Origin of the sequence: Cellulosilyticum ruminicola JCM 14822 (assembly GCF_001311925.1) — a bacterium.
Lineage (GTDB): Bacteria > Bacillota > Clostridia > Lachnospirales > Cellulosilyticaceae > Cellulosilyticum > Cellulosilyticum ruminicola.
In genome coordinates, this window is record NZ_BBCG01000003.1 from 95,068 (window position 1) to 117,227 (window position 22,160).

The window sequence follows — 22,160 nt, forward strand, 5'->3', positions numbered from 1 at the left end:
TTAGTCCCCCTGTTCTATTTTGTGATATTGTCCTTGCTCATATACATAAATCTCTTGCTCTGCTTTTGCTAATATTTCATTACAAAAAGCTGCAAGCTCCATGCCTTTCTTATATTCTTTAATACTTTCTTCTAAAGTAATCTCACCATTTTCTAAGCGTCTTACACTTTCTTCTAGTGCTAAAATCGCCTCTTCAAAATTCTTTGCTGGTTTTCTAGCCATGTTTTACTTCCTCCTTGTGTGTTACTGCCTCAGAAAATACATTTACTAAGAAACTACCATCTGCTACTGTAATTTTAAGTTTTTCTTCCTGTCTTGCATCTTTAACAGACTTTACAATTTGGCCTTTTTCATCTTCCACAAGGGCATATCCTCTTTTTAAAGTATTTAAAGGTGAGAGTTTTTCTAACTTTTGCAACGCAATCTCATATGCCTTACTGCTTTCATGCACTTTTTTTGTAAACCCATAATTTAAAGCCTGCATAAGGTGATCCACCTCCTGCATTTTACTCTTATAAAATAAATCTTTTCGTTCATAAATAGGCCTACTTGTTAAGTAGTTTAACTGATTACGTGCATTTTTAAGGCATTCTGAAATTGTATACTGCATATTTTCCTTCATACGTTTAATACGCGCTTCTAATTCTTCTTGTGATGGAATAACTATTTCTGCTGCTGCTGAAGGTGTAGCAGCTCTTTTATCACTTACAAAATCAGAGATGGTAAAGTCTATCTCATGGCCCACCGCAGATACTATAGGAATTTCTGATTCAAAAATTGCCCATGCTACTGCCTCTTCATTGAAAGCCCATAAGTCTTCTATAGACCCACCACCTCTGCCTAATATGATTACATCTACCTTTTTTTCTTCATTCGCCATTCTAATGGCTTCTACAATCTCACCTACTGCATATTCTCCTTGTACATGTACTGGATAAATATAAAGTGGAATACTTTTGCAACGTCTATTTGATACTTGTCTAATATCTTGAATAGCTGCACCTGTACTTGATGTAATAACGCCTACACGCTTCGGAAACTTCGGCAACTGTCTTTTATATTTTTCATCAAATAAACCTTCATTAGCTAGTTTTAGCTTAAGGGCTTCAAATCTTTCATAAAGAATACCCATCCCTTGTTTTTCAATATCCTGCACATATGCTTGATATCCACCTGTTTTTTCATAAATGGTAATGCGTACACGTGCATATATTTTCATGCCTTCTGTTAGTCTAAAAGAGAGCTTTTTAGCATCTCTTTCAAACATCACAGCATTAATACCAGCTCTTTCATCTTTGATTGTAAAATACACATGTCCTGAATGATGATATTTACAGTTTGAAACTTCACCTTGAAGCCATAAATCATTTAACATATAGTCTTCTTCAATGAGATGACTCACATAACGATTCACTTCCCATACAGATACAATTTTTCTTTTCATCTTAAGCCTCTACTTTGTTTATGCTTCTGCTTTTTTAAGCACACTTCCTAATACCCCATTAATAAATTTAGGAGATTTTTCTGTACTATATAATTTTGCAATTTCAATTGCTTCATTTACAGCTACTTTATGTGGTACATCTGTGTATTTAAGTTCATAGATTGCAAGTCTTAAAATGCTAAGATCTACTTTGGCAATACGACTAATGCTCCAGTTTGTTGCTGATTCAATAATTGCTGCATCAATTACTTCTTTGTGGTTAAGTACACCATAGTAAGTATCTTGAATAAATTGAACAAGTCCTTTACTTACATACTCTGTTTCTTTTACCATTTCCATTTTTTCGTTATAGAGACGATCAAAATCTTGTTCTTCATGGAATATCCCCTCATATAACATTTGCATAATTAATTCTCTCGCACTACGTCTAGTCATTTTTTCCTCCTACTACTTCGCTCTTACTCTTCTTGAGCTTTATCAAAACTTACACCTACAACGTGTACATTAACTGATACAACTTTTAAACCAGTCATTGTTTCAACTGAGTTTTTGATTTTTTCTTGAATTTCTAAGCATACTTTATGAATTTTAACGCCATATTTTACAATAACGGCTACATCTATAAAAACTTCAGATTCTCCAACTTCTACTTTGATACCTTTAGATTTCTTTTTACCGCTAATAGCTTGTACAAAATCTGCTTTGCTTGGAGCAGTACCTACTACACCTACAACTTCTAAAGTAGCAATCTCTGCAATTACTGCAATTACATCATCTGCAATTTGAACTTGGTCCATTTCACATGCTGTCTCAAGTCCTACGATTTTTTGTTCGTCCATCTTAATACCTCCTATAGCAATAGCTTCATACTTATGTTCCTATTATATACAAAAAAGATAAGGGTTGCAATTTTATTTTGATGTCCCTTTTAAAAAAGAAAACTCTTTTAACAGTATCACATATTTTTTAATAAATATTCACTTTTTCAGACAAGCTGCTTCTTATACTTAATCTTATTACAAAAATAAAGGATACTTATGCTCTTACATAAGTATCCTTTATTTTAATTTCTTCACATTTAGTTATTCTCTGCACTATTAAGTGGTGTAATTTTAATTTTACCTACACTAAAGCCTGTTTTACGATTTACAATTTCCTCTATTTGTGTAATATCTGTATCACTTAATTCACTTTTACTTACAACTACATCAACGCCATCATCATCAATGCGTACATAAACTTCTTTGAAGCCTTTTGCACGAAGAAGTGCTTCTGCACCACTTTCTTTTTCAATGCGTTCTTGAATCTCAAGTAAATTTTCTGCTGCTTTTGCTTTTGTCTCTTGGTCTAAATTTTCATTTGCTACATATTCTGTTAATTTTTCAACTTGCTGTGCACGACTTTGCTCACGCAATAATTTTTCTTCTGCAAAATAATCATCGCCTGCTACTGCCCCTGATTTATTATTATTTACTGCTGCTACTTCACTTGTTGACTCTTTCTTTGTAATAAGTGCTTGGAAGCTTTGTCCACCTGTTAACTCTTCCTCTGGAAGTACACCATTACTTTGCAGTTTATCTATATCTTCCTTGTCTGTTTCTGTTTGTGCGACTTCATTATTATTACTTTCTACACCACTAGATAAAGCTTCTTTGGTCTTTTCTGTTGTAGCATCATAAGACTCAAAGAAATCTTCTTCCTCTGGTAAATTCTTTTCATTGAATGCTGTATTATCTACCAGATTCATAGGTATATTACCATTTGGCTCTTGTGTGTTTAAATAAGCTGCAATGGCAATCATAAACACTAGTAATGTAATAATTACTTGATTTCTTTTCACATTAAACATTTTCTCTTCCCCCTAACATTGTTTTTTTAATACAGATACTTTATGTACTGGAACATCTAATAGATTTGCAACAGACTCAATAATTTGACTTCTTATGTTACTATTATCTGCTCCTTCAGCTAGTATCAGTACCCCTTTAATTGTTGGCTTATTTTCCTTGACAACATAAGGTGTATTACCACTTTGCATAACAATTTTTTGATTACTACTATTTGTCATACTGTTTCTCGTACCACCTGCTTGATCTTTTTCCTCCGTTTGTTGATTATTAGATGTAGTATCAGCTGCCAATACTTTTTCTTCATTTGAGTAAGTTGTAACCATAACGCTTACTTGACCCACCCCTTCCATCTTCTCTAAGATGGCTACAAGCCTTTTTTCGATTTGCTGTTCATAATTCGTTTCTGTACGTGCTGTGCTTTTTACAGTTTGAACTGTGGTGTTGTTTTTTGAATGATTACCTCCAGGAAGCGGTATAAATGTAATTGCAATTCCTGCTATAGCCAAACCAACAGCAATCAATAAATACTTTTTGTTTTTGCTCTCCTTACTAATTTCATCCAGTTTACCCTTAACCCCCATATGCGTCCCTCCTTAATTCTTTTGTACTGTAATATATATATTACAGTCTTGTACGTTATAGAAGTTATTAAGACAAGTTTTTATTTTATTTTTTAATTTTTCTTCATCTCCATCTATAGTGTCACTTTTGTTGCCAATATGTATGGGTACTATCTCAATAAGTGATTTTTTCTTTTTATCCCCAATTGTCAGATAAATTTCTTTTATACTCATCTCTTCATCACACGTAATTTCTATATCACTTATCCCTATTTGCAATTCTTTTTCTATAGCTGTTTTTATTCCCTGTCTATAAACTTCTTTCAAACCCTCTTGCTGCATATCTACTTCTTCTTGATAATCTATTTTATTATCATCTTCTAAAAGCCCTAACTGCTTCTCATAACGCTGAATATATGTCTCATAGCTTTCATTCCCACTTGGCAAGAGTCCTATAATTGGACGCAACATGGTATAAACTAATATACAGCCTAAAACCATTTTTACATATTTACGGTAGTCCGTATCAGGGAATATCATTTCAATGATGACAACAAATAACATCATCCAAATGAGCATCTGCATATATCCTCTTATTTGCTCCATGTTCATCCCTTCCTTATCCTATTTGACCTCCTACACTCATACATATAATCAAAACAAGTACACATAAAACTGTTACAATACCTACACAGCTCATAATAAATTGACACCCTTTAGCAAGCTTTAATGCAATGTCTGCCATTTTCTTGTCTCCTATAGGCTCAATAACAGCTCCTGCAACTTGATAAACAATGATATAAGCTAAAATTTTAATAAGCGGTACACTTACAATGACTAAGAGCCAAAAAACAACGGCTATGGCAAATGTATTTTTAACAAGCCCTAACACACCTATAACAAATTCTAAAGCACCATTAGTCGCATTTCCTACTACTGGAATAAATGCTGTAGCCAACTTTAGCGTGGACTTTTTAAGTGCCACATCCACATATGGTAAGGTCATACGGTACATTCCCAATAAAGAAATACTAATACCTACAATAGAAACAAGTAGCCATTTAATCCCTTTATAAAAAAGTTTTATAAAATTACTAATCTTAAATTCACTACTCATAGTACTAATAAGCTCCAAAATAACCACAGAAATAATGCAAGGTAATACTACATTCAAAATAATCGTACTACATACATCCAGTCCTGATACAATTACTGGGGCCATAGCAGCTGTAGCACTAATATAACCTGTTGTCGTCATAAAAGCCAAAAGGGTAGGCAAACAAACATACATCACTTCACAAAGATGATGAATGGTATCTGTTGCCAAATTCACCATAATACTAAAAGATTGCACAATACTTAAAATAATCACCATATAACATACAAAAAATGCTATTTTACTAATAGCTTTAGTTTTGAATGAAGTGGTCAAAACTTGTAGCAGATTGCATAAAAGCACAATTAATATAAAACGTGCCCCTACTTGTACAAACACTCCAACTTCGTTAAAAATACTTTTTCCAACAAATCCCAAAACATTTCTTACACTTAGTTTTTTTTCACCATTTAATAAACTCAGCATCTCTTCTTTTAAATTAAAGTTTTCATTTCCTGGAAGTGCTGTTTGTAACTTATCTTGCAAATTCTCTATCTGCTCCCAATTAAATAACCCTACACCATAATTTAAAATTTCATGCGTTCCTTCACTTGTTTCTGCCTTTGTTGAAATCATACAAAAAATAAAACTTATTAATAATACAATCACTAAACTTATAATTTTCTTTTGTCTCATCTTTTCACCTTCTATCCGCTTAAGTTTCTCATAATAAATTGGTGATCATCTCAATAAGTGCAAAAATAACTGGTGCTGCTACTACAAAAATCATAACCTTACCGGCGAATTGTACAGCACTTCCTATAGCATCTTCACTAGCGTCTTTACAAAGTTGATAACCAAACTCTGCAAGATACGCAATGCCTACCACTTTTAATACAATATTTAAGTAAATATTATCCATCCGAATACGTGCTGCTAGATCATAAATAATTTCAATAACCGTTCTAAGCTGAGTTGCAATGAAAGTAAGCAAAATAATAGATGCCACAAGTCGAATAAATATCGAGATTTCACTGCCATAAGCAGCACTTTTTGTAAAAAGCTTAATTAGTAACGTGGTGGCCACTGCAAAACAAATCAACCTGACAATTTCCATATAAACCTCTCCTTAAGTCTGTTAAAATACAAACATTGTCTCCACCACCTGAAAGAGCTGACCAACATGTTGCGCAACTATGTATAATGCCATTACAACGCCTACTAAGGTAATTGGCAAAATTACTTCATCAGCTCCTGCTTTTTTAAGCAATGTATTAATAAGTGTAATACATATACCAAGTCCTGCTAATTTAAAGATTACATAAATATCAAACATAATCTTCCCCCTATCTTCTAAAATCATTTATATTAAAAAAATACTGATACAAGCTCCTATGAAAAAACCGATATACTTATTCACTATTGTTGTTTTTTCATAATGTCTTTTAGCTTCTATAACACTTATTTTTAAAGCTTCTATCACCATCTCAATGTTTTTTTCTTGCATTTCTTTATCTAAGTACCCACATGCTTTGCCAAAACGTTCTAATCGTTCATAATCTTCATCATGCAAATACAAGCTGTTTTTTTGGCTACTTAACGCCTTCCCCCACATTTCTTCTACATCCCAACATTCTTTGTTTTCTAATTGAACTGCAAATATTTTAAATATATCCCCAACTTCCTTTTTTGCAAAATGCAAGCTGTTTTTACAGGCTTCTTTTAAAGGTGAGAGTTGATAATCTATATCTCTTTTTATAATCTCAAATATATAAACAAAGTTTTCAAGTTCTTTAATTCGCTTTTTTTCCCTGGCATCTATAATGAACCCACTCATTGTACAGCCCAGCAATATAAAACAAATACCTATGAACTTCATTTTAATCACTCCCTCTTATGTCCATCTTAAAGTGTAATAATATTTTCAATCGTACATATTCCTCTTTTATGCGATAAAATGATAACACGTTCAAATGCCCCTTCTTCAATTAACTTATTGATCAAAGTTTTTTTTCTACATTCTTCTAAGTCTCGTCCATGTACTGTGCATAAAATACTAACCCCTGCACATAACATTTCTTCTATGGCATAAACATCTTCTGTCTTACCTATTTCATCTACAGCTACCACATCCGGTCCCATAGCTCGAAGTAACATACGCATTCCTTCTACTTTAGGACAATTATCCAGTATATCCGTTTGAGGCCCTAAATCATTTTGCGGTACGCCTAAATAACATGCCCCTATTTCAGAACGTTCATCTACTACACCTACTGTATAAGGACCATACCCTGAAAACCCATAGCTTAACTGCCTAATCACATCTCTTAGGAGTGTTGTTTTTCCGCAGCCTGGCGGAGAGACAATCAGTGTATGATAAACACCTTTTTTCCCCACAATATATGGCATAACCGAATTCGCACAGCCTACAACCTCATGCGCAATACGTATATTCATCCCACTAATATATTTAAGTGTTTTAATGCCTGCATGTTCAAGAACTGCCTTCCCTACAATTCCTATACGATGCCCCCCTTCAATAGTAATAAATCCTTGTCTTATTTCCTCCTCCATGGCATATAACGAGAACTCACTAATGCTTTTTAAAATCTGTTCAATATTTTCCCTTTTTACACGATAGCTTTCATGGATTGCTACTTTTCCCTTTTCATTTAATCCATATTGTTCTCCACCTATATGCAAAGTAATAGGCTGTCCTATTCTAAGTCTTATTTCCTGTAAACTATTAAATGTTTCAGCTGTAAGCATGCTAAGCATTTCTTTTAAAGGACTTGGCAACCTTCCGATAAACCTTTTTCTCTCCATAACTTTTCCTCCTTTGTATCCTTGCGTTATTTTAATATATGCACTTTAAGGACTAGCTAGAACAAAAAAGCATTTCCATGTATACTATGTTCTCATAGTCATACATGAAAATGCTTTTACTTTATTCTTCATTTTCTATCCCCTGTACAATCAGTTTGGTGGATTTATATAATGTATTTTTATTAGTCAAATATCCTTCACCTAGCACTAAATCATATCCTATTAAATTTAGCTTTTCATTATAATCTTGTTCATCTGTAAAACACTTTTGTGCACTTCCTATAATTCCTTTTGGCAAATGATACATTTCAAACAAACTAGGATACAAGGTATATGCTGCCCTTATCTCTGTTTTAGATACAATACCCTTTGGAATATCTTGATTACTTACAATAAAGTATGGCACTTCATATCTTGGATATGTGTCATCCATTGTAATGACATCCATTGTTGGGATATGATCACCATAAACAACTAGTACTGTAGGTTCTTTATTTTCTTCTACAAACTTTATAAGTCTGCCAATCGTTTTATCTGTATCATGTAATCGATCTACATAATCTTGCACTTGATTGACTGCTGCTTTACTTATTACTGGCACAAGCATATCCAAGTCATTTAACTGTTCTTGACTCCTTACATTAACTTCTTTTTGCTTAGAAATATAATCATAATGATAACTTGAATGTGTCCCTACTGTTACAGCAAATATAAAACTAGGTTCAACACAGTTATTAATCGTCTCTTTGATATATGGCAAGAATACCTCATCTTTAGGCCAATCCTGGGCATATGTTACATTTTTCATACCTTCTAATGGAATAAATTTTTCAAAACCTAACTTATTATAATTTTCACTACGCTTATAAAAATTACTATTATTATTATGGATTGCTGTTGTATGATAACCTATTCCTCTTAAAAGCTGTGCTGCTGATTCTAACGCCCTATCATCTAACTTACTACTTGTATAAGGTACTTCTGCTGGAAATAAATCTGAAATACGTATCCCCGTTAATATTTCAAATTCTGTTCTTGCAGTATTAATATCTGGCATTTTAAGAATGCCACCATTCTTTCCTTCTATATAAGGTCTCATATTCGGCACAGGGTCTTTATCATAACTCACACCTTTTAAACTATACGGATCAATGAAAGATTCTACTTGTAGAAAAATAATATTAGGCTTTATGCATTTTTCTTTTACTGGTTCTTCTTTCATTTGTGCTTTAATTTTTTCCTTAATCTCTCTTAAACTTTCTGCACTATAATCTTTAGGTTCATAAGCAATTTGACTTTCATAAGAAGCTAAGAAACTATATAAAAATCCATCTTCCTCATATTCCTTAGTCACATCTTCTGATTCCTTTTGCATATTAGCAGTTGTTCTGCCTATGAGTGTTACCTTCTGTGACATAGCTTCTAATTTCTCAATTTTTTCTTTAATCTCCTCTAAAGCAGATGGATTCTCACAAGCTGCCATTTCTTCAGTAGTCTCAATCCATATTTCATCAATACTCTCTGCAATAACATCTGCTTTTCCTACTTCTGTAATAGCTATTGTATTTAATAATGTCATAATCACAACAAAAGTAACAATTACTTTAGGACGATACAGCTCATGTTGTATCTTATATGTTTTAGTCAAAAACAGTGTCATTCCTCCTAATAGTAATATAATAAGCACTACTAATGGCACTGAAACATACTTATTAGCAATGGTTAAACCATCTTTTAATATAAAGAAATCTGCCCACCTTAAAGGTAAACCACGAATAACTAGCATTACACGATTTGTATAGGTAAGGATTATTAATGTAATGCTAAGTATATTAAACACAAATAACATTTTATTAAACAATAAACAAGGTGCTGTCACAACTAATACAATCAAATAATTCATTAAAAATACATCCATATGTGTTAACAAATAACTAAAACACGTTTTTAAAGAAGTTGCACTAATACACTCTATTGTTATATATAATAATAAACTTAAACTCATCCATAGTTCTATACGTTCTTGATCATTTCTATACCTACTCTCCATATTCACACTCCTCTGATGTACGATGAGCTGTACTTAGTTTACTTCATATAAAAGTATGATAAGTAAAACTTTTACAATTTAATACAAAAAAACAGCAAGTAAGTACCTGCTGCCTTTTGAGATTATGCTCTACCTGTATATTCACCTGTACGTGTATCGATACGGATTTTTTCACCTTGGTTAATGAATAATGGTACCATTACTCTAGCACCTGTTTCAACGATTGCTGGTTTTGTAGCACCTTGTGCTGTATCACCTTTGATACCTGGTTCTGTTTCAGTGATTTCAAGTTCTACTGAAAGTGGTGGTTCAATTGCAAATACGCTACCTTGATGAGAAGCAATTTTAACCATTTCATTTTCTCTAACGAATTTTAAGCTATCGCCAACTGTATCAGCGTCAACTGCGATTTGGTCATAAGTATTAACATCCATAAAGTGATATAATTCACCATCTGAATATAAATATTGCATATCTTTACGTTCGATATGAGCTTTTGGCATTTTTTCAGTTGGACGGAAAGTTTTTTCTACTACCCCACCTGTTTTAATATTTTTAATTTTACAACGTACGAAAGCCGCACCTTTACCTGGTTTTACATGTTGGAATTCAATAATTTGATAAATATTACCTTCCATTTCGAAAGTAATACCATTTCTAAAATCACCTGCTGAAATCATTACATTTCCTCCTAATATTCTTTTCACATATAGTGTAAACTACATTGTTATAATTTTCAACGATTTTTTTACGCTTACTTAATAATTATAAGGTCTTTGGCGAATGTGTTATATTTAAAATACCATTTTCTGTCACAATCACCAAATCTTCAATCCTTACTCCCCCAAAGCCTGGCACATAAATACCTGGTTCTACAGTTATTACCATTCCTGGCTCAATAATTGTTTTTTCTGCTGGAGAAAATCTTGGATTTTCATGAATATCAATTCCCACCGAATGACCAAGTCCATGTCCAAAGAGTTCGCCATAACCTGCTTCAATAATAATATCTCTTGCCACTTTGTCTACAGCTAAACCTTGAATTCCAGGTTTAATAGCATCAAGTGCTGCAAGTTGTGCCTTTAATACTGTATTATAAATTTCAAGATGTTTAGCAGTAGGTTCACCTATTACAATTGTACGTGTCATATCTGAGCAATAACCTTCATAAATACATCCAAAATCCATTACCAAGAAATCGCCTTCTTTAAGTGTTTCATTACCTGGCACAGCATGTGGTAGAGATGATTTTGCACCAGCTGCTACAATAGAATCAAATGAAGTACCTGATGCACCATTTGTACGCATAATACGCTCAATTTCTAAAGCAATATCTGTTTCTGTAATCCCTTCTCTCCAGTGTGCTTCGATATATGAAATAACGCCTTCAAATGCTAAATCACCAATATGCTCTGCTTTTGTTAATTTAGCAAGCTCATCCGCATCTTTTATTTGTCTTGCTTCTTCTACAAGTTTATTTGTTGGTACAAATTCAAATGCTGTTTTTTTAGTAAGCTCTACATATGTGTTATACACTGTATGTTCACTTTCAAAACCAATGCGTTTAGCACCCTCTTCTTGTGCCAATTTAAGTGCTGATTCAATTAGTCCTAGGGTACCTTGATTTAAGCTTTCAAAATGTTTACATTGTATGCCCACTTGTTCCATATAGCGAAAATCCGTAATAATTACTTGACGTTTTTCTGAAATGTAAAGTAGTGCACTAGATCCTGTAAATCCACTTAAATACATACGATTTGCTTTGCTTCCAACAAGCATAGCATCTAAATTTAATGCTTTCATTTTACTTAATAAAGCTTGTATTCTTTTTTCCATCTTATATGCTCCTTCATGCTACATTTTCTGTCATAATGCTGTTAATGTTTTTTATAGCATTAATATTATAATATACTTTGCTATAATATGTAATTATTTTCTAATAAATAATTTGTATCTGATTCAAAAAATTATTCTACACATTATTAAACACAGTATATTATATTTATCTTTAAAATTTACGAAGTATTTATTATACTATTTTAATATGTTCTAAGATTTCATCTACTAATTGTATTACAGACTTATTTTCGCATAAAATTCTTATCTTACTTGCTGCTTCATACAATACTTGGCGGCTTTTATAACGAGCATGAACTTCCTCATAACTTGTTACAAGTGGTCTAGCCTTATCACTAGCAATACGCTCATAAAGCGTGTCAAATTCCCAATTTAAATAAACAGTATTGTTTTTTACAAGCATTTCTATGTTTTCAGGCGTTACAACCACACCACCACCTGTTGAAATAATCGTTTTGGGCTCCTCAAGTACTTTACTAAGATATTGTGTTTCCAATCTTCTAAAATAACCTTCCCCTTTTTCAGCAAAAATATTTGCAATAGAGTTTTTTTCACCTTTTACAATTTCTGCATCTAGATCAACCCAATTCCAACCCATTTTTTTAGCTAAAGCCTCTCCAACAGTTGTTTTTCCACTTCCCATAAAACCAATTAAACATATTGTCTCTCCCATGTGTTACCTCTTTTATCTTCTTTATAATAAACTGTTACTTTTCCTGTTGCAACACGTACGGTAATACGTGCTTCTTGATTTAAACTTGTATGCTTTAATACAATTGTTCCTGCTTTAGAAGGTGCCATTTTACCATAAAATTTAATATTTTTTCCTGTCATTAATTGACCTTGGTCGTCTCTTATAGAAACCTTTGTACCTCCTTGAACTACTATTTTATAAAAAGCCGGTTCGTTACCTTGCCTTAGATAAATCTTATTTTCCATACAATAAATATTGTATTGTCTGCCTGTCATAACACTACATTGTTGTATTTCTCTAACACCTTGAACCACTTCATTTACAACACTTTCAAATTGTAATCTCTGCACACGTTTTATACCCATTTTAACTGATAAACTCATTATACTTATTAAAAAAATAACTAGAATTAATTCTAAAAAAGAAAAACCTCGCTGATTCACTATTGCTCCCTATCTTTTAAAAGCTCCTGCTTGATTTGAAGAACAGCTTCTTTATCACAACTCATATGATGCATTAATTCATAGGCAATAACTGCTTGATAATATAACATACCAAACCCATTAACTGTAATACACCCTTCCTTTCTCGCTGTTTCTAGAAATTTGGTTTCCCAAGGCTCATAAATTAAATCTACTGCAACCTCAGCTGTTTTAAGTAGTTTCTCACTACATTTAGGCATTTGACCTTTTAATCCGCCCATGCCTAAACCAGTAGTTTGAATTACCATATATGCTTCTAGTTCTAAATCTTCGGCATCTTCATATACAAAAGTTGGTATATTATAGTAATTGGTCATATGTGTTTTTAAAGCTTCTGCTTTTTCTTTTGTACGATTTACAATACAAATTGATTCACATGTATCAGCTACTGCTGTATAAGCTGCATAAGCTGCACCTCCACTTCCTATTATTACCACTTTTTTACCAGTCCATTCAATTCCTTTTTCTTTTAAAGAAAGAGCTAATCCTTCTGCATCTGTATTATGCCCTATGTAGCCTTCATTGGTATATACCAGTGTATTAATTGCACCTACAGTATTTGCCTCTTTTGAAACCTCTATAACGTATTTAAACATTTCTTGTTTATGCGGCATCGTTACATTAAGTCCTTTAATCCCTAAAGCATGCGCTCCACTTACTGCTGTTTTTAAATTTTCCTTTGTAACACAAAAGGGCACATATACTGCCCTTTGCCCTAATTTTTCTGATAATGTATTGTGAATAAGTGGTGACAATGTATGTGCAATAGGATCTCCTATTACACCGCATACATTATCACTTCCCTTTATATAATTTTCTCTCATAGGATCTAATCACCCTTTTTTCTATTCCTCTTTTAATTTTTGTCTTCCATTCATCTTTATCACTTACTGGTTTCACTAAAATTGTTTGAATGCCTACTAGATTACCACCATAAACATCTGTAAAAATTTGATCACCTACAATAACAGCTTCTTCTTTTTTACAAGCCATTAAATGAAGCGCTTTTCTAAAACCTTTTCCTAATGGTTTTTGTGATTCATGAATTGCAATAACTTTTAACTTTTCATTAAATTTCATCACACGATCCTTCGTATTATTTGAAACTAATGTAATTTTAAATCCCTCTTCTTGCAATTTAGCAAAAAATTCTACAATCTCATCTGTTGGATGTACTACATCATATGGCACAAGTGTATTATCTATATCAAAGATAATTCCTTTAATCCCTTTTTGTTTTAGTCCTTCGACATCCATATCAAAAATTGATGCAATATACGCTGTTGGGTATAACTTTTTAATCATTGTGAGCCTCTTTTTCAATTACTTTCTAGTTATCTTCATTCTCACTAGGATATAAATACTTATTTTCATTAAGCTTCTCATTATATTCTTCCTCAGTGAGCAATTCCATATTCATAAATGTGATAAACTCAATGTTCCCATCATCCATGCCTACAAAATACTTATAATTATAATATACTATTTCATTATTGCTTAGTAAAGCTTTAATTGACATACTCGTTACAAAACGAGGTTGCATTTTTGTGCTATATCTACTGGACATCACACAAATGGCCCCTGGCATAATTTCTAACTTTACAATGTTATCTTTATACGGACTTACTTCTGACATAAATATCTTCTTATAAGTTTGCTGATCTATTATAAAGTCATTTTCAAGGCCAATCTCACTTAACACATCATAACATATATGCTCATCTACCTTCTGAGCATCACACAGTTTATTAAAAAATGTCTTATCTACTTTCATTAATTTTGTAAATACTCTTTTGAGACGACCTTCTTCTTTTGAACTTACCTGATCATAATAGGGTAACCTTTTAGCATGCTGCATATTTATGATATTCACACGACTTTTGCCTTCACATAACAGTACATTTGCTTCTTCTATGCTTTTAATTTGAAGTGCTTTTATTTGAAGCACTTCAACCCAATATTTTTGTCTTATTTTAATTTGATCTCTCTCTCCTTTTTCCATATTTCTTGCATATGTATAATCATTTTTACTAGGATATTCTTTCTCTAAATCAAGCCTTCTATTATTAGCTTTGTCTTGAATTTTAACATAATATTCTACTTCATCTTTCCAAGTATAATTTTCTAAAAATAATGCTATAGGTTCCACATCTTGCAATAATGTTATACTCACTTCATAAACTATACTTTCTTCTTTATAATCTATTGGCTTAGTTTCCAAATCTATTACTTGTGAATTATCACAAGTTACATATTCATCAATCAATACCTTTCTGGGCAATTGTAACTTCTCTTTCAAATATTGTTGTTCTAATTTCACCAAAGCCTCTTTTGCTAAATAGCTCCCCAATCTCTCTTTGATGATTTTTTGATAGTTCTTTAAATGACTAGCATATTGACTCTGATTTTGCTTATAAGTTTTATTAAGTTCTAAAATTTCATCCTCAGTAAACGAAAAATATTGTTTAAAAAACTTTTCAAACTGCGATTTATCAGGTTTGTCAATTAACGTACACGCCTGATTTTCTATAAGAGGCGTAGGTGTTACTAAAAGTGTTTCATACTTTCCACACCCACTTATACATATTAATATCATAAATAAGCTCATACATTTTATCCGCTTCACCTATGACTCCCCCTTAATCACTTATCTTCTTTAGCACTTCAATCTTTAATTTAACTTCTTCCATAGCTATATCTAAAGTAGAGTTTGTCTTGTAGAAAACCTTTCCTACTGAATAATTTAATTTTTCACTATGAAATGGCCCTAGTATTTCTTTTAAATTGTTTTTCGTGTCATATTGTGTAATTTTAAGCGCATCTAATATCTGACGATATAAAGCATTATCTGTTAAATGTACTTTTAACAGCATATCCCCATCATAACAAATCTTCAAATGTGCCCCTTGATCAATAACAAGTCCTGGACTATAACGTTCTTCTCTCATGCCACACATACGACTTTCCCTTCTTTCCGGATTCATTCCTTCATCCTTGCCTTGAATAATTAAACTTCCATTGATTTGAATATTTCCTTTTACTCTTACATTTCCTTTACTTATAATCACCCCATTAAATACATTCAACTTCTTATCTGTAGCTATTAAAGTTAAAGTCCCATTTCCGCCATTAATTATTAAGCCAGGGCATCCTACAAGGCTACTTCCTTCTATGTGATATAACTTACTTACATCAACTATTTCATCATTTTCATCTATAATAATTACTGGATTACTAGAAGACCAACCCTCATCACACTTTATAGGTAAATCTTCTATTACCTCATCAAAGCCTAAAGACTGCGGAACATCTTTTTCATCTACCTTGCCATAAAATACACTTTGCTTGGCAATTATATACCCACGAAGTCCTAAATAATCACTTTTAAATGTCTCATTTTTTCATGATAACACTTCCCATACATCAGTGCTTTCTTATACCATTTATACACCTCTCCTAAGCCTTCATAATACTCAGCTTTCTCTTTTGTCTGTGCTAAAATATAGTCTACCCCTTCGTAGTCTCCTCTACTCGTATAGTTTTTAAGCTGCCATACTGTATTTCCCTTTAAATCAGACGTATCAAATCCTTTCATAAAAAACTTTTTAGCTGTATCTTCTGATATTGCTCTTGCTAATGAAGTTGTATTGTTCGCTGAAATTTTAGCGGGTGCATAAGATGTATTTAAAATATCTGTGCTATATAATTGAATCTTATCTCTTTGAATAAATGGACTATATGGTGACTCTATCTCCAAATAACTTGCATTACTTTCCCTCTCTTCCCCCACCTCATATCCTTCCCATAAATCAATTTCACAAAAAGGTGCACCTACACTCTCCCAAAGCTTCATCGGTAAATCACTGTGTGCTACAGTTATATAAGGTTGTCCATTTACTAAAATACGATCAGTTAAAATCCGTGTATTTTCGCCTTGTACAAACACACCACTACTCACATTAGGCTTATTCAAGCATCTCTTCTCTCCTCTAAAATCACTGCCATCACTTACACCAAAAATCGTTCCATCAATGCTTATTTGAGCTGTTCTAATCCATTTACTAATTAATACATCGTTTTCTGCAAAAACATTTTGCCCTATATGAATGCTTAAATTACTTCCCTGCTTCTGCATTTCAAAAGGGATTTGATTATTTCCCTCTTTATAATAATCATCTACAATGCCAACTGTATTGGCTATAAGATCTCCTCTTAAAACTTCTATTTGCGTTGCTAAACCGTATTTATCCATTTTATTAGACCATCCATTAGTGGCAATAATATTATTGACACATACTAAGTCACCATTTTTTACTTTCAGCTTTCCGCCATTACTTACAATAATACCGCCATTTCGTGTAATCTCAGAAGATAAACTTTCACCATTTCTAAAAATCGCATCTTTGTGTATCTGACCACTGCCTTTAACTTGCAAATCTCCATTTTCTACTTCTAAACTGCCACCGTTTGTAATAACTACATCTGAAAAACTAATCAAACCACTAGCTAAAATTTCTGGCGGACGTGCTGCCCAAATATAATTTTCATGAATTTGATTTGTCATATCTTGAGATATATGTATTTTCACCATTGCAACTACGCTTTGTGTATCATACAAGCTATTATCTTTTATATTTTTAGTCATTGCTGTAGCCATAATCTTAATTTGCGTTTGATCTATTACTTCTCTCCCTTTTACACTATTTTTAACAGGTAACACTTTCACCGTTATAGTTGTTCTATACGGACTTGTATAATCACTACTAACCTCTTCAGAAATCACATACTGATTGATTAAATATTTTTGCGTAATCAACTCATAAATTCTTTTTTGCAATTGCTTCACAAATACTTCATCAACTATCTTTAATTGCCCCTTTTCATATACAAACGGTTCATATTTCTCACATAACCTATCCGCTTTCATCGCTCCTAGTTTCTCAATGTCATTTTCAAAAACTGTAAGTCTTTCTATATATTGCTTTGAAATATCTTTTATTAATAAATCTATCTCATTTTCCAACTCATTATTCATACATGCTACTTGTTTTTCCACTGCTCCACATGCTAAATAATACGTATTACTTGTTTCTTTTCTCAAATTCACCAAATGCATTTGTAAACTTGCACTATGCATACATACCATTGTCAATATCAATAAAGCCAACAATATAATCACAACTACAAATAAAACATTTCCATCTTGTTTCCTTTGATCATCCTCAAGTTTATTATTCTTCCCCATCATCTACTCCCCAATATAAAAATCAATCATCCTTTTAATCAACTTTCCTTTTTTTCCTATAATAGGTGATTTTTCTCTTGTAGTAACCATAATAATAAAATCATCATTTCGACTATTAGACGTCGTCCTAACCAAATTAATTTTTCCATTTTCATTATTCAACACACTGACCTTAATTTTTTCATCAATTTCCGTCAATGTATCTACCCCTTCTAGGGCATCCCTGATAATACGTATTGTTTGCTCATTTGATGTTTCATTCTCAAACTGTAACACAAATGTCTTAATCTCTTGATTAAGCTCTATCTGATTCTTTGCCTTATTGATTTTTCTTAAAAGGCCATTCACATTAACTTCAATAATGCCCGGCCTATTCTCTTTTTTAGAAGATGTAATAATATATCTTAATCCTTCAATCTTTCCTTTTGCATCTCTTAATATAATTGGTTTAACCTTACTTTGCCCATCTTTGAAATTATTTACGACTTCTAACCGACTTACTTCATTAAATCTATCTGCTTGTTCTAGGTCGTTTGCCGTTAATGTAATAACCTGCTTATCCGTAGGCTCTTTAGAATTCCTTTTGCCTTCATATTTTTCTATTACCTTACTAATAGCCTTCTCTTCTTGTTCTTGCACTGTATCAAAGACCTCATTTATATCCGAATAAAAACTAATCCCCTTTGATAACTGCGCCTTATCACATACGGCTGTCTTTTCTTCTTTCCATTCTTTTAAGGGCCAAATCATGACTTCATATGCATAACGTTGTATTTCATAATCTTTTTCTAACTCTTCCATTGTCCTATGCACAAGAAACGACTCTAACCTTAATCTATTCCCTATATTTTCAGTATTCTCTAGCCAATCTTGAATACTTCTGCTTAATTTCGAATCAGGATATACTTCAATTTGTATATTTTCTTTTTGCCTTTTAAGGCATACCTCTTCCTCTAATTGCTCCTTAACATTTGCCATTAATGCCTCTGTATAATACACGCCTTTTTCTACTGCATTTGATGCTGCATATATCTTACGGTTTATTACAAAACTCATACAAATAGGAGCAATTACTAAAGTAACTAATGCCAAACTTATGACAAACTCTGTATAAGTAAAACCTTTATTTTTTAGTTTTTTCCCTATGGATTTTCTCATACTATCACATCCTATTTATGCCCTTAACTTATTTTTATACTCCCTTTTGATTCTCCCTTTGAAAGCTCTTCTTCAAATTCATTGTAAATATGGACATTTTCTAGCAAACTTCCATTCAACTTCACCTCTAAATCCTCTTCTAAATCATTATAAATATAGATATATATTTGCGGCATTACTTCTTGAATTTGCCGCATAGTAGACTCAAGATAAAGTATAGGCTTTTTCACTTGTATCGTGCAGGAGTCTTGCTTAACATTCCCTTTTTCGTCTTCTATCTTTATGCTATAACCTACTTGGTCTATTTTAAGTGTCATATAAATATTTTCCTTGGAAATAAGTCCTGCGTGCTTTTCACCTGGTCCACTTAATTTATACGTTTCACCAGACGTAAAGAGATCTACTAAAGTAATTTCAAAAATATCTCTTCCACTTTCTTCATCAAATATTTCTTGACTTACTTCAATACTTTCATCTACTCTATCACTTTTTTCATTCATATCTTTATTATAAACATTCGTAAAAGGAGCTTCATTATGAATAACCCCCTGTGTTTCACTTCTATCTTTTTCTGTTTTACCTTCTTGTGTATACATTACTAACCTTAACTGTGTTTGTACAACTTCTGATAAATCTTTTCCAAAGTGTTCTTGCAAAACCTTCATCTCATCTTTATCGTTTATTTCTTGAACTTGATTTGTTAACATCACGTTTTGAATCGTTATCATTTCCCGGGCATTATTTAAATTTCTAATAAAAGTCTTTGCTTCATCATATGAGCTTATAAAGTCTAATATATAATATTGTTTAATAATATTCCCAACATCTCCTTTATAAACTTCTCTTCCTTCATCTGTAATCTTAAACTGATATAAGCCATTTAATTTCATATATTGATTTAAGGTATACATTTGCAATACCATTGTATCCTCTTCTGGTATGCTACTTTGAAGCGCCGCTTCCTTCGTCTGCATTACCTCCAACTGTAACTGTAGCTGCTGTATTTTCCCTAGTCCTTCATTTAATTCCTGTAATTTACTTTCACCTGTTGCAATACTTTCATTTTGATCAGCTATACACTGCTTGAGCTTAGGATATCTTTGCATCATATAATAGCTTTGCAAAATTAAAATAATGCACAATATACTCATTCCTATTTTTTGTTCCATCATTACTGAATTTTTTTTCATTATAAATCCCCTTTTAACTTTCTTCTTTACCTTCTTCAAATAGCATTTCTTGCTGCATTTCATCTTCTTCATCTAAGCTTTCTTCTTCAAACAGTTCCCCATCATTTTCAATACGACTTATGTGTGGCATTATTTTCAATGTATAGTTCATTTGCTTCTGCCCGATTTCATCCTCATTATTAATTGTTAACTTTATATTTTCACGCCCATAATTATTCTGTAACATATCCATATACTGACTAATCATCTTATAATACAAAGCATTACCCTCTATAGTTACTTCATACGTATCTCCCGATTGATTTAGGTTTAATGTATCAATCGTTACACCTTTAGGAACACATGTTATAAAACTATCCAAAACACGTTCACTAATAAAAGCTGTACCTTTTAACACATTATACTGTCTTTCCCATTTTTCTAAGTTTATACGCCCATCATTCAACCCTTGCATAATTTCTTTTATTTTTCTATACTTAGGTCCTTCTATTTTTTCCTCTACAACTTTTAATCGCTCCTGTGCCTTCTGTAATTGCACTACAGGATTTATAATAAAAACAGCACAAAAAATTAAACTTTCTACTAAGCCAGCTATAACAATTATACGTTTCCATCTTTTATATTGCTGCTTATAACTATATTGTTCTAGCAATAAATTAATTTGTTTTTTCTGCCTTCTCAAACGACTATTATAACCATTCATTACCCCCAATATATTAATAAGTAGATGTTTATATGGCATCAATATGATATTAGTTGCTTCCTCCACCTTATTTAAGCTACTTATTTTTTCTACAGGAATTTTAAAAACATCATGTATATATGATCTAATACCTTTTAGCATACTGCCCCCACCTATTAAATAAATCGTTTTAATAGGCCCTTTAGAAAAATTACTCTCATAGAACTGCAAGAGCCGCTCCATTTCTACAATAATATTTTCCTGAATCTGCTCTAATATCATTGTACTTAATACGTCGTCTTCCATTTTCTTTTCTTGATCTGTACCATAGTTGTCATATTCATAAGTTCTTTTATGGATATGTACTATCCCAAAGTCTATCTGTCTTGTCAGCACAGTACTGCCTTTTGAAATAATAGTCATAATAGTTGTTTCGTTTCCAACATCTATGATCATTATATTTTCATCTTGCTCGTAGGCAATATAACCATTCTTTCCAAATACAAACTCTAATGCTTCAGAAGGTACTGTTAGAAATACAAGTTCTTTCTTTATAGTTTTCATGATTTCTGTTATATTACATATATTCTGTCTAGGCATTGCTACAATACGTATTTCAAGTTCTTCTTCCCTTACTCCATTTAAAATCTTATAATCAATTTGATAATCGCCTTTTTTCATGGGTAAGTACTGCGTTGTATGCTTTTGTAAAGCTGCTTTAATCATCCGATCTGACATTTTACCTATCTTTATATCTCGTACAATCATCTCTTTTCCACTAACTACTGCAACTACTTTCTTGGCCTTATACCCTTTTAGTTTTATTTCTCTTAGTAAAAGATTTTTAACAAGCTCTATATTTTGAACATCCCCATCTTTTATACTTCCTTCAGGCATCTTGATTAAAGAAAATTTCCTAATCTTAAGATTTTGAGATGTTTTAAATCCTTCAATGATTTTAATATAATAGCTTCCAAATTCTATTCCCATAATCCATTCGCCCATTATGCCCCTCCTCAAAATACC

Annotated in this window: 25 protein-coding genes; all 25 read right to left on the reverse strand. The window is 32.3% G+C overall.

From position 1 onward, the window contains the following. Complete coding sequence (xseB, locus tag JCM14822_RS02095) at positions 1-222, reverse strand: exodeoxyribonuclease VII small subunit (RefSeq protein WP_054739199.1); 222 nt, start codon at positions 220-222, stop codon at positions 1-3. Then, positions 215-1,444, reverse strand: a complete 1,230-nt coding sequence (xseA, locus tag JCM14822_RS02100) for an exodeoxyribonuclease VII large subunit (RefSeq protein WP_054739201.1) — start codon at positions 1,442-1,444, stop codon at positions 215-217. The genes xseB and xseA overlap by 8 nt, the downstream gene beginning before the upstream one ends. A gap of 18 nt (positions 1,445-1,462) precedes the next feature. Then, entirely contained in the window at positions 1,463-1,879 is a 417-nt protein-coding gene (nusB, locus tag JCM14822_RS02105) for a transcription antitermination factor NusB (RefSeq protein ID WP_054739202.1), read from the reverse strand. A 23-nt stretch (positions 1,880-1,902) separates the two neighbouring features. Beyond that, positions 1,903-2,283 (reverse strand): Asp23/Gls24 family envelope stress response protein, encoded by a 381-nt coding sequence (locus tag JCM14822_RS02110; protein WP_054739205.1) that lies wholly within the window; start codon positions 2,281-2,283, stop codon positions 1,903-1,905. 239 nt (positions 2,284-2,522) lie between these two features. Continuing rightward, entirely contained in the window at positions 2,523-3,293 is a 771-nt protein-coding gene (locus JCM14822_RS02115) for a SpoIIIAH-like family protein (RefSeq protein ID WP_054739208.1), read from the reverse strand. A gap of 12 nt (positions 3,294-3,305) precedes the next feature. Beyond that, positions 3,306-3,875 carry a hypothetical protein gene (locus JCM14822_RS02120; protein ID WP_054739210.1) on the reverse strand — a complete coding sequence of 190 codons (570 nt, stop codon included), beginning with the start codon at positions 3,873-3,875 and terminating at the stop codon, positions 3,306-3,308. Between the two features lie 12 nt (positions 3,876-3,887). Next, positions 3,888-4,460, reverse strand: a complete 573-nt coding sequence (locus JCM14822_RS02125) for a stage III sporulation protein AF (RefSeq protein WP_054739212.1) — start codon at positions 4,458-4,460, stop codon at positions 3,888-3,890. Positions 4,461-4,473: 13 nt separating this feature from the next. Beyond that, positions 4,474-5,646, reverse strand: a complete 1,173-nt coding sequence (locus tag JCM14822_RS02130; RefSeq protein WP_054739215.1) for a stage III sporulation protein AE — start codon at positions 5,644-5,646, stop codon at positions 4,474-4,476. 28 nt (positions 5,647-5,674) lie between these two features. Continuing rightward, the gene (spoIIIAD, locus tag JCM14822_RS02135; protein WP_054739219.1) at positions 5,675-6,067 is read right to left on the reverse strand and encodes a stage III sporulation protein AD; all 393 of its coding nucleotides are present in this window, start codon (positions 6,065-6,067) and stop codon (positions 5,675-5,677) included. Positions 6,068-6,088: 21 nt separating this feature from the next. Further along, complete coding sequence (gene spoIIIAC, locus JCM14822_RS02140) at positions 6,089-6,286, reverse strand: stage III sporulation protein AC (protein WP_242861370.1); 198 nt, start codon at positions 6,284-6,286, stop codon at positions 6,089-6,091. 27 nt (positions 6,287-6,313) lie between these two features. Beyond that, positions 6,314-6,829, reverse strand: a complete 516-nt coding sequence (locus JCM14822_RS02145) for a stage III sporulation protein AB (protein ID WP_054739221.1) — start codon at positions 6,827-6,829, stop codon at positions 6,314-6,316. A gap of 26 nt (positions 6,830-6,855) precedes the next feature. Next, a complete protein-coding gene (spoIIIAA, locus tag JCM14822_RS02150; RefSeq protein ID WP_054739222.1) occupies positions 6,856-7,776 on the reverse strand; it encodes a stage III sporulation protein AA in 921 nt (306 codons plus the stop codon). A 121-nt stretch (positions 7,777-7,897) separates the two neighbouring features. Then, on the reverse strand, positions 7,898-9,826 hold the full coding sequence (locus JCM14822_RS02155) for an LTA synthase family protein (RefSeq protein ID WP_054739224.1): 1,929 nt from the start codon (positions 9,824-9,826) through the stop codon (positions 7,898-7,900). 122 nt (positions 9,827-9,948) lie between these two features. Beyond that, the gene (efp, locus tag JCM14822_RS02160; protein ID WP_054739226.1) at positions 9,949-10,506 is read right to left on the reverse strand and encodes an elongation factor P; all 558 of its coding nucleotides are present in this window, start codon (positions 10,504-10,506) and stop codon (positions 9,949-9,951) included. A gap of 85 nt (positions 10,507-10,591) precedes the next feature. Next, positions 10,592-11,662, reverse strand: a complete 1,071-nt coding sequence (locus JCM14822_RS02165; RefSeq protein WP_054739228.1) for a M24 family metallopeptidase — start codon at positions 11,660-11,662, stop codon at positions 10,592-10,594. 193 nt (positions 11,663-11,855) lie between these two features. After that, positions 11,856-12,356 (reverse strand): shikimate kinase, encoded by a 501-nt coding sequence (locus tag JCM14822_RS02170; RefSeq protein ID WP_054739230.1) that lies wholly within the window; start codon positions 12,354-12,356, stop codon positions 11,856-11,858. Then, positions 12,335-12,820 carry a pilus assembly FimT family protein gene (locus JCM14822_RS02175; protein WP_054739232.1) on the reverse strand — a complete coding sequence of 162 codons (486 nt, stop codon included), beginning with the start codon at positions 12,818-12,820 and terminating at the stop codon, positions 12,335-12,337. The genes JCM14822_RS02170 and JCM14822_RS02175 overlap by 22 nt, the downstream gene beginning before the upstream one ends. Continuing rightward, positions 12,820-13,683, reverse strand: a complete 864-nt coding sequence (gene aroE, locus JCM14822_RS02180; RefSeq protein WP_054739234.1) for a shikimate dehydrogenase — start codon at positions 13,681-13,683, stop codon at positions 12,820-12,822. The genes JCM14822_RS02175 and aroE overlap by 1 nt, the downstream gene beginning before the upstream one ends. Then, positions 13,655-14,164 (reverse strand): YqeG family HAD IIIA-type phosphatase, encoded by a 510-nt coding sequence (locus JCM14822_RS02185; RefSeq protein WP_054739236.1) that lies wholly within the window; start codon positions 14,162-14,164, stop codon positions 13,655-13,657. Before JCM14822_RS02185 ends, aroE begins: the two co-directional genes overlap by 29 nt. 25 nt (positions 14,165-14,189) lie before the next feature. Next, positions 14,190-15,485 (reverse strand): hypothetical protein, encoded by a 1,296-nt coding sequence (locus JCM14822_RS02190; RefSeq protein ID WP_157047589.1) that lies wholly within the window; start codon positions 15,483-15,485, stop codon positions 14,190-14,192. Between the two features lie 13 nt (positions 15,486-15,498). Then, positions 15,499-15,945, reverse strand: a complete 447-nt coding sequence (locus tag JCM14822_RS02195) for a hypothetical protein (RefSeq protein ID WP_172674750.1) — start codon at positions 15,943-15,945, stop codon at positions 15,499-15,501. 284 nt (positions 15,946-16,229) lie between these two features. Continuing rightward, complete coding sequence (locus JCM14822_RS02200) at positions 16,230-18,104, reverse strand: hypothetical protein (RefSeq protein WP_157047590.1); 1,875 nt, start codon at positions 18,102-18,104, stop codon at positions 16,230-16,232. A gap of 3 nt (positions 18,105-18,107) precedes the next feature. After that, the gene (locus tag JCM14822_RS02205) at positions 18,108-19,262 is read right to left on the reverse strand and encodes a hypothetical protein (protein ID WP_054739244.1); all 1,155 of its coding nucleotides are present in this window, start codon (positions 19,260-19,262) and stop codon (positions 18,108-18,110) included. 23 nt (positions 19,263-19,285) lie between these two features. Beyond that, positions 19,286-20,452, reverse strand: coding sequence for a hypothetical protein (locus tag JCM14822_RS02210; RefSeq protein WP_054739246.1), 1,167 nt, complete (start codon positions 20,450-20,452; stop codon positions 19,286-19,288). Positions 20,453-20,465: 13 nt separating this feature from the next. Further along, positions 20,466-22,139, reverse strand: a complete 1,674-nt coding sequence (gene pilM / locus JCM14822_RS02215; protein WP_054739248.1) for a pilus assembly protein PilM — start codon at positions 22,137-22,139, stop codon at positions 20,466-20,468. Positions 22,140-22,160 lie beyond the last annotated feature (21 nt).

Coding starts and splice junctions, on each gene's coding strand:
- xseB (WP_054739199.1), bottom strand. CDS start 222: ATGGCTAGAAAACCAGCAAAGAATTTTGAAGAGGCGATTTTAGCACTA.
- xseA (WP_054739201.1), bottom strand. CDS start 1,444: ATGAAAAGAAAAATTGTATCTGTATGGGAAGTGAATCGTTATGTGAGT.
- nusB (WP_054739202.1), bottom strand. CDS start 1,879: ATGACTAGACGTAGTGCGAGAGAATTAATTATGCAAATGTTATATGAG.
- JCM14822_RS02110 (WP_054739205.1), bottom strand. CDS start 2,283: ATGGACGAACAAAAAATCGTAGGACTTGAGACAGCATGTGAAATGGAC.
- JCM14822_RS02115 (WP_054739208.1), bottom strand. CDS start 3,293: ATGTTTAATGTGAAAAGAAATCAAGTAATTATTACATTACTAGTGTTT.
- JCM14822_RS02120 (WP_054739210.1), bottom strand. CDS start 3,875: ATGGGGGTTAAGGGTAAACTGGATGAAATTAGTAAGGAGAGCAAAAAC.
- JCM14822_RS02125 (WP_054739212.1), bottom strand. CDS start 4,460: ATGGAGCAAATAAGAGGATATATGCAGATGCTCATTTGGATGATGTTA.
- JCM14822_RS02130 (WP_054739215.1), bottom strand. CDS start 5,646: ATGAGACAAAAGAAAATTATAAGTTTAGTGATTGTATTATTAATAAGT.
- spoIIIAD (WP_054739219.1), bottom strand. CDS start 6,067: ATGGAAATTGTCAGGTTGATTTGTTTTGCAGTGGCCACCACGTTACTA.
- spoIIIAC (WP_242861370.1), bottom strand. CDS start 6,286: ATGTTTGATATTTATGTAATCTTTAAATTAGCAGGACTTGGTATATGT.
- JCM14822_RS02145 (WP_054739221.1), bottom strand. CDS start 6,829: ATGAAGTTCATAGGTATTTGTTTTATATTGCTGGGCTGTACAATGAGT.
- spoIIIAA (WP_054739222.1), bottom strand. CDS start 7,776: ATGGAGAGAAAAAGGTTTATCGGAAGGTTGCCAAGTCCTTTAAAAGAA.
- JCM14822_RS02155 (WP_054739224.1), bottom strand. CDS start 9,826: ATGGAGAGTAGGTATAGAAATGATCAAGAACGTATAGAACTATGGATG.
- efp (WP_054739226.1), bottom strand. CDS start 10,506: ATGATTTCAGCAGGTGATTTTAGAAATGGTATTACTTTCGAAATGGAA.
- JCM14822_RS02165 (WP_054739228.1), bottom strand. CDS start 11,662: ATGGAAAAAAGAATACAAGCTTTATTAAGTAAAATGAAAGCATTAAAT.
- JCM14822_RS02170 (WP_054739230.1), bottom strand. CDS start 12,356: ATGGGAGAGACAATATGTTTAATTGGTTTTATGGGAAGTGGAAAAACA.
- aroE (WP_054739234.1), bottom strand. CDS start 13,683: ATGAGAGAAAATTATATAAAGGGAAGTGATAATGTATGCGGTGTAATA.
- JCM14822_RS02185 (WP_054739236.1), bottom strand. CDS start 14,164: ATGATTAAAAAGTTATACCCAACAGCGTATATTGCATCAATTTTTGAT.
- JCM14822_RS02200 (WP_157047590.1), bottom strand. CDS start 18,104: ATGGGGAAGAATAATAAACTTGAGGATGATCAAAGGAAACAAGATGGA.
- JCM14822_RS02205 (WP_054739244.1), bottom strand. CDS start 19,262: ATGAGAAAATCCATAGGGAAAAAACTAAAAAATAAAGGTTTTACTTAT.
- JCM14822_RS02210 (WP_054739246.1), bottom strand. CDS start 20,452: ATGAAAAAAAATTCAGTAATGATGGAACAAAAAATAGGAATGAGTATA.
- pilM (WP_054739248.1), bottom strand. CDS start 22,139: ATGGGCGAATGGATTATGGGAATAGAATTTGGAAGCTATTATATTAAA.